Consider the following 15,844-nt stretch of genomic DNA (forward strand, 5'->3'; position numbering starts at 1 on the left):
GGATAGCGTTGGTAGATATTTTAATGTTCATAGCTTTTTTAATGGTGTTTATGAGGATAACTTCCTTGATTTTTACAGTGCCAGCATTTTTCCCAGCGGGAACCCCAAGTATGATGAAAATTGGAATTGGACTGATTTTATCTATGATATTATTACCAATAATTAATCGAGAAGCACTGCCAGAAGTAACAAGTACTGCCGTGCTAATAATTCTTATGGGTAAAGAGATAATCATTGGATTGTGCTTAGGATATATTATTAATTTAATGTTTAGCATTTTTCAAATGGCAGGACAAATGATGGACTTTTCTATGGGGTTTTCTATGATGAGTTTATTTGATCCCGTTGCAGGTGAAACTATCTCAATAATGGGAAGATTATTATATTGGACTTGCCTTGCAGTATTTATGTTAGTAGATGGACATCTTATAATAATAGAGTGCCTTATAGATAGTTTCAAGGCCGTTCCAGTAGGAACCATAGTTTTTACAACAGGCCATGGAAACTATATTATACATATTATATTTGAATTTTTTACAATAGGATTTAAGGTTGCATTACCAATAATAGTTATAATTCTTATAACAGAAATAGCATTAGGACTTGTTTCAAGAGTAATGCCACAACTTAATGCTATGATTATGGGAATGCCAATTAAGATTTTTGTAGGACTTATGACATTTTCTATTTCAATTCCTATAATTATGAAAGTAATGGTTTCAAACTTTGAAACTATTAAAGATATATTTTCAGAACTTTTTAAGATAATGCCTATAATATTAATTTCTGCTTCAAATGACAGCGGAGATAAGACTGAAAAACCAACTCCTAAGAAACTTCAGGATGCAAAGAAAAAAGGTCAAGTTGCTAAGAGTAAAGAGCTGTCTTCGGCTATAACACTTATAGCAATAACCCTGATAATTTCAATTCTAAGTGGATTTATTATAAATACCATGAAGGAAGGTATGCAGTTGTATCTAGGAAACTACATGGATTTTCAGTTGAATATCCAAAGTTTAAGGGGAATTCTTATAAATGGTTTAATTTTTATTTTTAAGATATTTATACCTGTAGCAGTACCAATTATGGTTATAGGAGTTATAGGAAATATAATTCAAACGGGGTTTATAAACTCAGCAGAACCTTTAAAGCCACAGTTTAGTAAATTGAATCCAATAAATGGATTCAAGAGAATGTTTTCGTTAAAAGCAGTAGTAGATCTAATTAAAAATTTATGTATTGTATCTATTATTGGATATATAGGATATAAGTTTATCTTAGATAATTACTATGGTCTTTTAAATTTTGGGAACTACAGAATAGGAAAAATACTTTTAGAAATTTCAGGTCTTCTTATTAGTATATTTACTAAGGTTAGTATAGTACTTTTAATAATAGGAACTGTAGACTTTTTATATCAAAAGTATCAGCATACAAAGGATTTAAAGATGACAAAACAGGAGATTAAAGAAGAATATAAACAACAAGAAGGAGACCCAAAAATAAAAGGAAAAAGAAAGCAAAAACAAATGGAAATGTCAATGAAAAGAATGATGCAATCTGTACCTGATGCTACAGTTGTTATAACAAACCCAACGCATATAGCAATTGCTTTAAAATATGAAGAAAATAGTGGGAAAGCACCAATTGTAGTGGCTAAGGGAAGTGATTACATAGCTCTAAGAATAAAGGAAAGAGCTATTGAAAACAATGTACCAATTATAGAAAACAAACCATTAGCTAGGCTTATGTTTAAAGATGTGGAGTTAGATCAGGAAATTCCAGCAGATCTGTACAAAGCGGTGGCAGAGATCTTGGTATTAGTTTTTAAAATAAAGAAATAACATAAAGAGGATGATAATTGTGCTTAAAGATGAAGGTTTTAGTATTAAGAATAACTTAGATATAGTTGTAGCAGTTGGGGTAATTCTTATTGTACTAATGATAATTATACCATTACCACCGTGGCTTCTTGATATTTTCTTTGCAATAAATATTTCAATATCCGTAGTTATAATGCTATTAACAATGTTTACTACAAATGTATTACAGCTATCAGTATTTCCAACATTGCTACTTGTAACTACACTTTTTAGATTAGCCTTAAATGTTTCATCAACGAGGCTTATTCTTGCGGAAGCAAATGCTGGTAAAATAGTACAAGCATTTGGAGAATTTGTAATTGGCGGAAATTACTTCGTGGGAATAATAATATTTTTAATTATAGTAATTATACAATTTCTTGTTATTACAAGTGGTGCAGGTAGAGTGTCTGAGGTTTCAGCAAGATTTACTCTAGACGCAATGCCAGGAAAACAGATGAGTATAGATGCGGATTTAAATGCTGGGATGATTTCAGATGTAGAAGCAAGAGAGAAAAGAATTAACCTTCAAAGAGAGGCTGACTTTTATGGAGCAATGGATGGAGCTTCTAAGTTTGTTAAGGGAGACGCTATTGCTGGTATTATAATTACTATAATTAATATAATAGGAGGAATTGTAATTGGAGCTGTAATGATGGATATGGAAATTGGAGAAGCAGCAGCAACCTTTACAAACCTCACTATAGGAGATGGTCTAGTAAGTCAACTACCAGCTTTATTAATATCAACAGCTTCAGGTATACTTGTTACTCGTTCAGGAAGCGCTGATAATTTTGGAACTCAGCTTTCATCTCAGCTTACGGCCTTTCCAGTAGTTATAGCCATAGCATCTCTTGTGCTATTTATACTTGGAATAATTCCAGGTATGCCAACCTTAACTTTCTTTATGCTTTCAATAGCAGCAGGTTTTAGCGCATATCTAATGTATAAAGATGAAAAAGAACAGGCTAAGCAAGAAATAGAAATACAAGAAAAAGAAATTGTGGAGACGGGAAATAGAGAACCGGAAAATGTAATGAATCTTATATCAGTTGAACCTTTAGAGGTGGAAATAGGTTATGGTCTTATTCCTATGGCAGATGAGTCTTCAGGCGGGGATTTACTTCAAAGAATTGCATCTGTAAGAAGGCAATGTGCCATTGAAATGGGAATAGTAGTTCAACCAATTAGAATTAGAGATAATCTTCAAGTTAAGAACAATGAGTATGTAATAAAGATTAGAGGAACTGTAATTGCAAAATCTGATATTATGCCAAGTATGTTTTTATGTATGAATCCTTCAGGGGAAGAGATAAATATTCAAGGTATAAGAACTATAGAACCAACCTTTGGAATTGAAGCTCTATGGATAAACAAAGATCAAAGAGAAGATGCGGAGATAAAAGGATTAACGGTGGTAGACCCAACTACAGTTATGGTTACTCACCTTACAGAAACTATTAAATCCCACTGTCATGAACTTCTTGGTCGTCAAGAAACTAAGGTTATATTAGATTCAGTAAAAGAAAAATATAACACAGTTGTAGAAGAACTTGTACCGGACTTAATGACCATAGGAGAAATTCAAAAGGTGCTACAAGGGCTTCTAAAGGAAAAAGTATCAATAAAAGATATGGTTACTATATTAGAGTGTCTTGCGGATAACTCAAGAAACACTAAAGATATAGAAATCTTAACGGAATATGTTAGATTCTCATTAAGTAGAACCATATGTAATGATTTGGTAGATGAAGATAATAGAATAATAGCTGTAACAATATCTCAAGACATAGAAAAGATAATAGGAAGTAATATTCAAAAATCTATGCAAGGATCATTCCCAGCTATAAGTCCAGACATTACCACTGAGATATTTAATAGCATTAAAGCAATGTTAGAAACAACTTATTTCCCTACAAATATACCTGTAATTTTAGTTTCACCGAGAATTAGATCAGCTTTCCGTAAACTGATAGAAATGGTATTCCCCAATATTGTAGTATTATCATTAAATGAGGTGCCAAATGATATAGAGATAAGAACTGAAGGAGTTGTGTCCATATAATGATTATAAAAAAGTATATAGCTTCAAATATGAAGGAAGCATTAAATATGGTGGGAAGAGAACTTGGGAAAGATGCTATAATTATTAGTCAAAGAGCTATAAGAAAGCCTGGAATTAAGGGAATATTCTCTTCCAAGGTGGTAGAAATAACAGCGTCAGTTGAGTCTAAAGTTACAGATAGCAATACAAGAGAAGAAGTAAAAAACTTCAATTTACAAGAAAATGGAATGACAAATCATGATGAAAATTCATTAAAAAAAGAAGTTGAAGATATGAAAAATATTCTTAATGCTTATTTAAATTCTCAAAGTGACTTATCGAAGAATGGAAGTAATCAGAAAGAAAAAGTAGCTGAATCTGATTACACAGATGAAATCATAGAAGAATTATGTAATCTTGATATATCAAAAGATATAGCTGTAAATATAGTAAATAGTATTAATTCTAAGGTAGATAAATGCTTATCTAGGGATGAATTAGTTGATAAGATAAAAGAAGAATTAAAAGCTATTATGAGAGTAGATGTTGAAGAAATAAGTGGAACTGTAGCTCTTGTAGGGCCTACGGGAGTTGGAAAAACCACAACTATTGCAAAGCTTGCTGGTAACCTAGCCCTGGTTAAGCACAAAAATGTAGGGCTTATAACTGTAGATACCTATAGAATAGGGGCAGTTGAACAATTAAAGACTTATGCAGATATTATGAACATAAATTTCAAGGTAGTATTCTCTATTAATGAAATGGAGGAGGCTATTGAATCCATGAAGGATTGTGATGTAATACTTGTAGATACAACAGGTAGGAGTAGTAAGAATACAATGCAAGTTTTAGAATTAAAAGCTTTTATTGAAAAAGGAAACGTAGATAATACATATCTAGTAGTTAGTGCTACAACTAAAGGGAAGGATATGGATATTATAGCCAAGGGTTTTTCCAATATTACATATAGGGGATTAATACTTACAAAACTTGATGAGACAGGGTCTTATGGATCAATAGTAAATATATGTAATAAAACAAATGCTCCTATGAAATTTATTACCCTAGGACAAAATGTTCCAGACGATATAAAAATTCCTACAGAAGACGAAATGGTAAAGCTAGTGTTAGGGGAAAGTGGTATATGTTAGATCAAGCTTCAAGATTAAGACAAATGGCAATAGATAAACATTTTTATGCAGAAAGTCATAATAGTAATACAAAGATTTTTACCATAACCTCTGGAAAAGGTGGAGTAGGAAAAAGTAATATAGTTATTAATCTTGCTATAGCACTAAGGAAACTAGGTAAAAAGGTTTTAGTGTTAGATGCAGATTTAGGAATGGGAAATGCTGATGTATTAGTAGGAACCATTCCTAAATACACTATCTTTGATGTGATTTTTAATAATAAGTCAATTAATGATGTAGTAATAAATGGACCTTTAGGAATTAAAATTTTATGTGGGGGTACAGGACTTTCAAGATTAGATGATTTGGACACGGATCAAAGGATGAGATTAATTGAAAAGTTGGGAGAAATCAAAAGCTTTGAATATATATTAATTGATACTGGAGCAGGAATAAATAGAACAGTTATGGCTTTTATTGAATGTAGTCATGAGGTTTTCATTGTAACAACACCAGAGCCAACGGCATTAACTGATGCTTATAGTTTATTAAAAACTGTATGTAACTATAAAGTTAAGGATAGTGCTAAGATTATTGTAAATAAAGTATTAGATGAAAAGGAAGGTAATAATACTTTTAGTAGACTTAATAACTCTGCACAGAAATTTTTAGGAGCTGAATTAGTACACCTGGGAAATGTAGCTGAAGATAGACGACTTGTACAAGCAGTACGTATGCAAAAGCCAGTAATATTATCATTTCCCAAAAGTGATGCAAGCAAGGATATTGAAAGCATAGCGAAAGAATTAGAGGGTATACAATATAGGAATGGGAGTAGTATACAAGGTATATTTAAAAAAATGTTTAATATTTTTTCATAGGAGGAAATTATGGAAACTAACATTACAATGGAAATTAATAATAAACTAGAAGTCTATACAGAAGATAATAAATTGGCTAAATCTATAATTCAAGAAGTCGATAATGACAGTATTTCTATAGCTATGCCAATATATATGGGAATTAATTATCCTCTACTTAAAGGAAATCTTATTGAATGTAATTATAATGACGGAAAAGGAAATATTTATAGATTTACAGCTGAAGTTATAGGAAGAAAATTTGACAGAATTCCTATGATTGTTATAAGTAAGAAAAGTGAACTTGAAAAAATACAGAGAAGAGATTTTGTAAGAATTCCCTTTATAAATGAAATAGGCTATGCAATTATAGATAAGTATAATGAAAGAATGCTCCATGATATAGAGAAAGTTGACTATAAATCAGGAAAATCTCTAGATTTAAGTGGTGGTGGAATGAGGATTAAAATTAAAGAAAGTCTTAATTTAAATCAATTGATAATGATTAAGACTGAAGTTAATAATAAACCTGTACTAGCCCTTGGTAAAGTAGCTAGAATTGAAAATTCACAGGGAGATGAACATGTTTATGGCATGGCATTTAAGTATATTGATAATAAAGTAAGAGAAGAAATAATTAAATTCATTTTTCAAAATATGAGAAAATCAATGAAAACTAAGTAAGGAGGCAAACAACGTGTCAGTAGCTTGTATGTTAGATGTTAGAGAAGAACTAATAAAAAAGAATATACCCCTTGTAAAATATATTGCTTCAAAGATTATTATAGGTAAAAGTAAGTACATGGAGTATGAAGATCTAATAAGTTATGGTATGATTGGACTTATGGATGCTATAAATAAGTATGATGACACTAAAGGAATGAAATTTTCTACCTATGCAGCTATAAGAATAAATGGAAGTATTATTGATGAAATAAGAAGAAATAGTCCAATATCTAAGAGAGCCATAGATAAGCTTAATAGATATAACAAAGTGGTTGAAGAACTTCAAAACAAGCTATTTAGAGAGCCACAGGATGTAGAAGTAGCTGAGCATATGGGGATATCCTTGAAGGAACTTACGGATATACAGGGATATGTAAATTATATTTCAATGATGTCTTTAGAAACTATTTTATTTGGTGACGATGAAGATATGTCATTACTTAACTCCATAGAAGATACCAATAGTCCTTCACCTCAAAAATCCTTAGAGGAAAAAGAGTTACTAGAATATTTAAGAATGGCTCTTGATAATTTAAAGGAGAGGGATAGATTAATATTAAATCTATACTATTTTGAGAAACTAACATTAAAGCAAATAGGACAAGTACTAGAAGTATCGGAGTCCAGGGTTTGTCAACTACATAGTAGAGCAATTTTGAATTTGAGAAAAGAAATAGAAAAGCTTCAATATAATATAGAAGCATAGAAATTAGGTGAATGTATGTATATTTTATTAATAATCATCGGAATAGCATTAATTGCACTGAATATAAAGGCTATAAAGAAAGAAAAAAATAGCTTTAATAGTGCCATGATTAAAGCAGAGTCAGATACTGATGAGGTTGATATGAAGATTATGGAAATGAGAAGTGAATTTGGTAAAACAATTACTGAGCTTCAAAGAGAGATAATGGATTTAAAGAGTAGTTATGACTTAGTTGTAGATAAAGATTTAAAAAGTTCTAAGGACACTAAGGATGAGGAAGAACTATTCAAATATAATGAGGATAAGATTTCAGAGTATACAGAAAATTTTGTTGATAAGGTAAGTTCAGAGTGGGATAAAAAACATGAAGAACATGATAATAAAAAATACATAAATACTTTAGTAGAAACCATAAAAACTTTTGATGATGAAATTCAATTAACAAATCAAAACAATGAGTTAAAAGGTGAAAATAAAGACTGTAATCCTAGAAAAGATGTTGGTACTAATAGCTTGAAGGTTGAGGATGTAAAGGAACTCTTACATCAAGGAATTAGTGATGATGAAATAGCTCAAAGGCTAAATATAGGAAAGGGTGAGGTCTTATTAATAAAAGAATTATATCTAAGATAAAACAATGGATTAATATGTTAAGCGATAGAAAAATTTTATTTGGAATTGGTATTGGAATAATCATAGGAGTGATTTTTACAATGTCTACTAAATTGAACTATAATTTAAGTGATGGAATGATAGAAATAAGAGCAAAAAAGTTAGGAATGAGTTATCCCGAGGATATTAAGATAGATATTAAGGATGGTGTTAATAATGATTAGAGGATTGTATACAGTAGCGTCAGGAATCATTGCTAGTGAAAAGAGTCAAAGTGCAATTATGAACAATATAGCTAATATAAATACAACTGGGTATAAGTCAGAAATATTATCGCTTAAGAGTTTTGATGAAGTATACATATCAAATAAGGATGGACATAACAATACAAGAGCAACCATTGGAACTATGAGCAATGGGGTGAAAATAAATGACCGTACTACTAACTTTTCACAGGGAAATATAAGCGATACAGGAGTGAAAACTGATTTTGCAATTCAAGGAGAAGGTTTCTTTGTGGTTCAAAGACAAGAAGGTAATGGGAGTAAGAATTATTACACAAGAGATGGACATTTTGCCATAGATACATCTGGGTACTTGGTGAACTCAAGTGGAGATAGGGTTCTTGGAAGAAATGGTGGAGGACTAGCACCAATATACATAGGAGATGGAAGCATTTCAGCTGGATCCAATGGTTCTATATCAGTTGATGGTAGGAACCTAGGACAGCTTGCAGTGGTAAATTTCCCAAAAGATAATGAAGGAAATTATACAAATCTTGATACGGTAGCATTTAATTTTTATGATGGAGAAAATCCAACATTTTCAAATAATTCGCATATTGTAAATAGTTCTCTTGAAAAGTCAAATGTTAATGTAGTTGAAGAAACTAATAACATGATGACGATTATGAGAAATTTTGAAAGTAACACTACAGTATTAAAGACCTTAGATTCAACATTAGAGAAAGCAGTTAATGAGTTAGGGTCTGTAAGGTAGATAAAAATTTAAAAGAATAAAAGTGCAAGGAGTGATTTTATGTATGGTATGTTTTATACCAATAGTAGTGCAATGCAGGCACAGCAAAATAAATTGGATATAATATCCAATAATATAACAAACTCACAAACCACTGGATATAAAAAGCTATCTTCAAGTTTTCAGGATCTTTATGTAAGTTCACTTGATAAATTAGGAATTCCAATTTCAAAGGATGCAGATAGTAATTTATATATAGGAACTGGAGTTAAATCTACTGAAGCTGTTAGAATAAGAACTCAAGGCAGCTTAACAAATACAAAGCTTACAACAGATTTAGCCATCGATGGTCAGGGACTATTTAAGGTTTATAAAGCAGATGGATCTGTGGGATATACAAGAAATGGTAACTTTAAAGTTGATGCGTTAGGTACTTTAGTTGATGGTAATGGATATAGACTTTCTATTTTGGATGCAAATGGAAGGGAGCTTAATACTCCTGAGGGCCCTATAAATTTTGGAAAAGATAGCTTTTCAGTGGATGCAGGTGGAGCTGTATCCCTAGAAAACAATGGAAGTACTATAAAGATTGGAGAAATTAAAACTTATAAAACCGTAGGGGATGAGGATTTCATTTCAGTAGGTGAAAATTTATTTGCACCTAAGGACGGAGCTACAGTTATTGAAACTATGGATAGAGATATTTATCAAGGTTATTTAGAAAATTCTAATGTGGATATATCTACAGAAATGACTGATATGATTGTAACTCAAAGAGCCTTTCAATTAAGTTCATCAGCTTTAAAGACTGCTGATGATATGTGGCAAATGATAAATAATTTAAGATGATTTTTGAAAGAATGGAAGAGTTGGCTTTTCCATTCTTTTTTTATACATTGAAACATATAATATATTATAGGAAGGTAGAAAGAAGACTCAAATTATACAAGGGGGGATATAACTTTGGGGGTAGGATATTTATTTGGCTGTTTAATGAGCATATTATTATGGAAATTAGATAGACATAAATTTTTTTGCAAAATTCATAGTAGAATTAGTAATAGGATAAAAAATAAATTCTTTTTACAAATTATATATATACTACTAATAATAATAGTGGGATTATTAGTAATTAATATCTCTGGTAATGAATTAATTAATGCGATTACAGGTTTTTTAGTGATAGAAATAAGTAATACTGAAAGAAAAACTGTGATTAAAAAAGTAGCTGAAAAGATGGAATTTTATAATACCTTATCATTAATAAGTAAATCTTTAATTTGTGGATTCTTGGCGCCAACAATTTACATTTTACTTATAGGAAATGTAGGAGGAATTATATACACATTAATTTATTATATAAATGATGATGAAGACCTAGAATGGTTTAATACTATTTTTAATATACTTAATATTGTTCCAACCCTTGTTGGAGGACTAGTATTATATATTGTATATATTAGTAGAAATAAAACCTTAAAAATAAATTTCAAGGGAGATTTTCTTATAAACCTAATAATTAATCCCCTATTAAATATTTACATTATAGCTGCATATATTGAATCAGTAAATTTCTACTACTATGTAGAAGATAAAGGTGTTCATTATTTGAAAAGCTATGGAGTTTATCAAGGTAAAATTGATGATATATGTATAAAAGATTTTTTTACAATTATATATGGCGTTTGCTTTGTGATTTATATATTATTTTGGATTTATATTAGTAATATGGGACCGATTATTAAAGTATTAGGTAAATAAGAAAAACTCAGTTTGATTTTATATAAATAAATCAAGCTGAGTTTCAATTATTTGATTTGATTAATAACTTCTGAAAGTGGAGGAATAACCTGTTTCTTTCTTGAAACAACTCCGTCAATATAGGCAGTATTATTTTGTAGTTTTACATCAAAGGCTCTAGAGAATACTTCCTTATGTTCACCTGAAACTATAAATAGAGATGATTTTTTAAATATATCTGTAGCCATTAGTAGAAGCATATCAAACTTATCTTGAGAAGCTTTTTCGTTCATAAGAACTTTTAGGTCATCTACTAAAGGTGTGAAACCATCCATATAAGTTGTTGTTATTTGTGAAACTCCAAGTTTAAAAGACCCAATATTAAATACTTTAAAGTCTTGATATAAAAGTTCTTTTGGACTTTTACCCTCTAGTGAAGTTCCTGCTTTAAACATCTCTTGTGCAAATTTTTCTATATCTAAGTCAGCTATTTCTGCAAGTCTTTTTAGAATTAATTCATCTACAATAGTAGCAGTTGGAGACTTTAAAAGTAAAGTATCAGAAATTATTGCTCCACATAAAATACCTGCAACTTTTTTAGATGGTCTAATGCCATTTTCAAAAAATATTGAAGACACTATTGTTGAACTACTTCCTACAGGCTCATTCCTAAAGTAAATAGGTTGTCCTGTTTGAATATCTCCGATTCTATGATGATCAATAATCTCTAGTATGTCAGCGTCCTCAAGACCATCTACTGATTGAGTTTTTTCATTGTGATCTACTAGGATTACCTTTTTTTTCTCCTGAGTAATTAGGTGGTATCTAGAAATACTTCCTATTACAGTACCTTGTTCGTTTAGTACAGGATAACTTCTATATCTGGTTTCAAGCATAATATCTTTAATATCCTCAATAAAGTCATTAGTAGAGAAGGTAATTACATTATGTTTGGTCATAACATAATCTATTGGAATACTTTGAGGTATTAACCTAGCTGCGGTAAAGGAGTCATAAGGAGTAGTTATTATAGTGCATCCTTTTTCTACTGCATATTCAATAATTTTATCAGATGGTGTACAATTGTTAGTTATAATCATTAGTCTACAGTTTCTATCTAATACAAATTCTTGAACTACTTCACGATTTCCACATATGGCAATATCTTCTGCTTCTATTATATTATTACCACTAGGTTCCATCATAGCAACTACAACTTTTCCTTTTAACTCTAGATTTTCATCAGATAGATATACTATTTGAGCTGAAAGAGTTTCAAGAATGTTGTTAAGCTTGGTCTTGCTTTTTGCAAGGACATAATTATCCCAGATGTCGAGGTAGCTAGAAGCTAAGTTTGATACGGATACAATACCTGCAAGTTTGTCATTGGAATAAATAACAGGTAAAGTCTTGATGTTCTTTTGTTTCATTATAGACCATGCCATCTTTAGAGATATATCTGTCGAAATTGGAGCTACAGTATCTATTTCTAAATCCACGATTTGTGGTTTGACTGTTTGGATAAGTTCTGGTAATTTAACTTCAAAGTAATCTAAGATAAATTTAGTTTCTCTATTAATATCTCCTAGCCTGATTGGAATTGCATTAATTTTTTGAGTCTTATTTTTAAATTCTGCATATGCAATTGCTGCACATATAGAGTCAGAATCAGGGTTTCTATGTCCTGTTATATATACTGAGTTTCTCATAAAAAACCTTCCTTCATATTAACATTTTACATATAAATATTTTAAATGTTAATTTCATTTATGTAAAGCTAAATCTTTCATATACTGATGATACACTACATATATTTTAAGGAAAGCTTGTTTACAAATTTTATAAAACACAGAATAAATTATAAAGGGGGAGAAAATGTGAGTGCAAATGAATATAGGGGACTATCTACAAGCGAAATAGAAGATAGGCTCAAGGAATACGGATTAAATGAATTACAAGGTAAAAAGGGAGTATCGCCGATTAAGATATTCTTATCTCAATTCAATGATGTGATAATTTGGATTTTAATGGTAGCTACTTTCATATCAGGGGTTATGGGAGACAAAGCAGATGCTATAACAATTTTAATAATTGTTATAATGAATGCAATTTTGGGTTTTGTACAAGAGTATAAAACAGAGAAGTCGTTAGAACAATTGAAAAAGCTTTCCGCACCTACAGCTAAGGTTATAAGAAATGGTAAAATAGAGGTTATTAATTCCATATATCTAGTTCCAGGAGATTTGGTAATATTGGAAACAGGAGATAGGATTCCTGCTGATAGTCTTTTAGTTGAAGGTAGTAATCTAATGTTAGATGAATCACTTCTTACAGGTGAATCAGTTGGAGTTCATAAAACTCCAGAAGGCAGTGATAACAACATATTCATGGGTACTATTGTACTTACTGGCAAGGGAAAAGCTAAAGTGTATGGAACAGGAATGAATACTGAGATGGGTAAAATAGCTAATATGCTTCATTCAATTGAGGATGAGCCATCTCCATTAAAGGAAAGACTAAATTCCCTAGGAAAGGTTCTAGTTGTACTATGCCTTACTATATGTACTATGGTAACATTACTAGGAATATATAGAGGGGAAAATGTATATGATATGTTCTTATCTGGAGTTAGTCTTGCTGTTGCAGCAATTCCAGAAGGGTTATCTGCTATAGTAACAGTTGCATTAGCTCTTGGAGTTTCTAGAATGCTTAAGAGGAATGCTTTAATTAGAAAACTCCCAGCAGTAGAAACTCTAGGGTGTACTTCGGTAATTTGTAGTGATAAAACAGGAACATTAACAGAAAATAAGATGACGGTGACAGCACTTCTTCATAACGGTAAAGTTCATGATATTAAGGATGAAAAAAGCTTTGATCATGAAATACTAAAAAGAATATTTGTGTATTGCAATGATTGTAATTATAATTATGCTGACCATTCTATAGAAAAAGCATTAATGGGAGATCCTACTGAAACTGCTCTTATAAAAGGTTTTTTCAAGAAAACTACAGATGTGGAAATATTTAATAATAAAGTAGAAAGAGTCTTTGATATACCTTTTGATTCTACAAGGAAAATGATGACAGTAATTGTAAAAGACAAGAATTCAAGAAAGGAAGTTTGTTATGTTAAAGGAGCGCCTGAGCGAGTTCTTGATAAATGCGCTTATATATTAGTCAACGGCAGAATTGAACCACTAACAACTCCTTATAGAAGAAGTGTAGAAAAACTTATTGATGATATGTCCTTTAGAGCTTTAAGATGTATTGCAGGTGCTTACAAAGAAGAGAATCTTATTAAAAGTGATAAAGTAGAGAACAACTTAGTATTTGTAGGAGTAGCAGGAATTATTGATCCACCAAGAAAAGAAGTTAAGGATGCAGTATTAAAATGTAGGGTAGCAGGAATTAAACCTATTATGATAACTGGGGATCATAAAAATACAGCCTTTGCCATTGGTAAAGAGCTAAATATATGTAATGAAAGCAAGGAAGTAATTACAGGTGCAGAACTTGATAGAATAAGCGATAAGGATCTTGAGAAATCTATAGATAATTATAGAATATTTGCTAGAGTTAGTCCAAAGCATAAACTGAGAATAGTAAAAGCTTTTAAAAGCAAAAACAATATAGTAGCTATGACTGGAGATGGTGTTAATGACGCACCAGCAATTAAAGAAGCAGATATTGGAATAGCTATGGGAATATCAGGAACTGATGTAACAAAGGAAGCAGCATCTATGATACTTTTAGATGATAATTTTGCAACAATCGTAACTGCCGTAGAAGAAGGCAGAGTTATATATGATAATATTAGAAAGTTTATAAGATATCTTTTATCTTGTAACCTAGGTGAAGTATTAACTATGTTCCTAGCATCTTTATTCTATTTGGAAGTTCCATTACTTCCAATTCAAATATTATTTGTTAACTTGGTTACTGATGGACTTCCAGCTATAGCCCTTGGTGTTGACCCAGCAGATAAAAATATTATGTATGAAAAGCCAAGACAAAAAGGAGAAAGCGTTTTTGCAAGAGGTTTGAGAGAAAAGATATTAATTAGAGGATCTTTAATTGGAATCTGTACTGTACTTGCATTTTTATCAGGAAAGTATTATGGATATAGTATTGAAATTTGTAGAACTTTAGCCCTTGGAACTTTAATTACTTCTCAATTAATACATGTATTTGAATGTAGAAGTGAAAAATATTCTTTATTTGAAATTAATCCTTTTACAAATATATATTTATTAGGATCAGTTTTAATTTCAGTAATAGCACTTTTACTAATAATATATTTACCAGTATTCCAAATGATATTTCATACCATGCCTATTAATTTAGGACAATGGGCAATAATTATATTCTTCTCAGGAATAATATCATTTATAAATAGTATAGCTATATTTATAGGAAATAAGATTTAATAGGACATGGTAAAAAATGAAGAAATAAAAAATAGCTTCCAAATTGGAAGCTATTTTTTATTTAAATCTTTTGTCTTGCTTTGCTCTTTGAACTTTTTTAGAAGCACCTTCAACAGGAATTAAATCTTTCTTGTTAGTAAGATTCATAACATTCATTATAGAAATATGATCTTTGATTTTCTTGTTTTTCTTCTTTTTTGAATAATCAGGTTTTAAACCTTGAATAACTAAAGAATGTCCTTGAGATATAGGAATAAATAGTGGTTTCTTAAACCATCTCTTTTTCTTATATACACAGGTTGCTATAGTTCTAGCATTATCTTGCTTTACAACTATAGTTACAATAATAGTATTTAAAATTCCTAGAAAAGATTTCTCTACTGTTTTTACAGATAATGCTCTTCCTTGGACTTGGGTTACTCTATCGCCATATTTGTTCATAAATGCATTGGTATACCCTTGTGATAATTTGTCTTTGAATCCCATATGAATAACTCCTTTACATGAAGAATAATTACTAAGTATAATATTAGGTTACATGCGTCAATATCATAATACTACACAGTAACATTATTATATAATAATTAATTTATTATAACAAGTTTTAAAATTATATTTAGTAATTTTTACATTTTTGTTCCAAAACTCGTTTTGTAAGAATATTAATATACTAAATGAGTTTATATGGGAGGGCAGTATGAAAAAAGTTTTAAAACCAAGAGAAGTTTTATATGATTTTAATATTAATGATAATGAAAA

General features: G+C 30.4%; 14 protein-coding genes. 12 read left to right on the plus strand and 2 right to left on the minus strand.

Going from position 1 to position 15,844, the window contains the following annotated elements:
- The first annotated feature begins 8 nt into the window (after positions 1 to 8).
- The 11 genes from RSD37_RS09510 (at position 9) to RSD37_RS09560 (ending at position 10,679) form a co-directional block, all read left to right on the plus strand.
- Positions 9 to 1,844: a fused FliR family export protein/FlhB family type III secretion system protein gene (locus RSD37_RS09510; RefSeq protein WP_346946493.1), complete on the plus strand. Its 1,836-nt coding sequence runs from the start codon at positions 9 to 11 to the stop codon at positions 1,842 to 1,844.
- Between the two features lie 10 nt (positions 1,845 to 1,854).
- Positions 1,855 to 3,927: a flagellar biosynthesis protein FlhA gene (gene flhA / locus RSD37_RS09515; protein ID WP_346946494.1), complete on the plus strand. Its 2,073-nt coding sequence runs from the start codon at positions 1,855 to 1,857 to the stop codon at positions 3,925 to 3,927.
- Positions 3,927 to 5,057, plus strand: coding sequence for a flagellar biosynthesis protein FlhF (gene flhF, locus RSD37_RS09520; protein ID WP_346946495.1), 1,131 nt, complete (start codon positions 3,927 to 3,929; stop codon positions 5,055 to 5,057). The genes flhA and flhF overlap by 1 nt, the downstream gene beginning before the upstream one ends.
- On the plus strand, positions 5,051 to 5,917 hold the full coding sequence (locus RSD37_RS09525) for a MinD/ParA family protein (protein WP_346946496.1): 867 nt from the start codon (positions 5,051 to 5,053) through the stop codon (positions 5,915 to 5,917). The genes flhF and RSD37_RS09525 overlap by 7 nt, the downstream gene beginning before the upstream one ends.
- A gap of 9 nt (positions 5,918 to 5,926) precedes the next feature.
- Positions 5,927 to 6,580 (plus strand): flagellar brake domain-containing protein, encoded by a 654-nt coding sequence (locus RSD37_RS09530; RefSeq protein WP_346946497.1) that lies wholly within the window; start codon positions 5,927 to 5,929, stop codon positions 6,578 to 6,580.
- A 13-nt stretch (positions 6,581 to 6,593) separates the two neighbouring features.
- Positions 6,594 to 7,328, plus strand: a complete 735-nt coding sequence (locus tag RSD37_RS09535) for a FliA/WhiG family RNA polymerase sigma factor (RefSeq protein WP_346946498.1) — start codon at positions 6,594 to 6,596, stop codon at positions 7,326 to 7,328.
- 15 nt (positions 7,329 to 7,343) lie between these two features.
- A complete protein-coding gene (locus RSD37_RS09540; protein ID WP_346946499.1) occupies positions 7,344 to 7,961 on the plus strand; it encodes a hypothetical protein in 618 nt (205 codons plus the stop codon).
- A gap of 80 nt (positions 7,962 to 8,041) precedes the next feature.
- Positions 8,042 to 8,164: a hypothetical protein gene (locus tag RSD37_RS09545; protein ID WP_346946500.1), complete on the plus strand. Its 123-nt coding sequence runs from the start codon at positions 8,042 to 8,044 to the stop codon at positions 8,162 to 8,164.
- Positions 8,157 to 8,939, plus strand: coding sequence for a flagellar hook-basal body complex protein (locus tag RSD37_RS09550; protein WP_346946501.1), 783 nt, complete (start codon positions 8,157 to 8,159; stop codon positions 8,937 to 8,939). Before RSD37_RS09545 ends, RSD37_RS09550 begins: the two co-directional genes overlap by 8 nt.
- 39 nt (positions 8,940 to 8,978) lie before the next feature.
- Entirely contained in the window at positions 8,979 to 9,767 is a 789-nt protein-coding gene (locus tag RSD37_RS09555) for a flagellar hook-basal body complex protein (protein ID WP_346946502.1), read from the plus strand.
- Positions 9,768 to 9,881: 114 nt separating this feature from the next.
- The gene (locus RSD37_RS09560) at positions 9,882 to 10,679 is read left to right on the plus strand and encodes a hypothetical protein (RefSeq protein WP_346946503.1); all 798 of its coding nucleotides are present in this window, start codon (positions 9,882 to 9,884) and stop codon (positions 10,677 to 10,679) included.
- Between the two features lie 47 nt (positions 10,680 to 10,726).
- On the opposite strand, the gene RSD37_RS09565 is transcribed toward RSD37_RS09560, so the two are convergent.
- The gene (locus RSD37_RS09565; protein ID WP_346946504.1) at positions 10,727 to 12,367 is read right to left on the minus strand and encodes a putative manganese-dependent inorganic diphosphatase; all 1,641 of its coding nucleotides are present in this window, start codon (positions 12,365 to 12,367) and stop codon (positions 10,727 to 10,729) included.
- A 168-nt stretch (positions 12,368 to 12,535) separates the two neighbouring features.
- On the opposite strand from RSD37_RS09565, the gene RSD37_RS09570 reads away from it, so the two are divergent.
- Positions 12,536 to 15,085 carry a calcium-translocating P-type ATPase, PMCA-type gene (locus RSD37_RS09570; protein WP_346946505.1) on the plus strand — a complete coding sequence of 850 codons (2,550 nt, stop codon included), beginning with the start codon at positions 12,536 to 12,538 and terminating at the stop codon, positions 15,083 to 15,085.
- A gap of 57 nt (positions 15,086 to 15,142) precedes the next feature.
- Here RSD37_RS09570 and RSD37_RS09575 read toward each other — a convergent pair whose 3' ends face one another.
- Positions 15,143 to 15,571, minus strand: a complete 429-nt coding sequence (locus RSD37_RS09575; protein WP_346946506.1) for a hypothetical protein — start codon at positions 15,569 to 15,571, stop codon at positions 15,143 to 15,145.
- Positions 15,572 to 15,844: the final 273 nt, after the last annotated feature.

This window comes from Clostridium sp., assembly GCF_036646415.1.
Taxonomy (GTDB): domain Bacteria; phylum Bacillota; class Clostridia; order Clostridiales; family Clostridiaceae; genus Clostridium_J.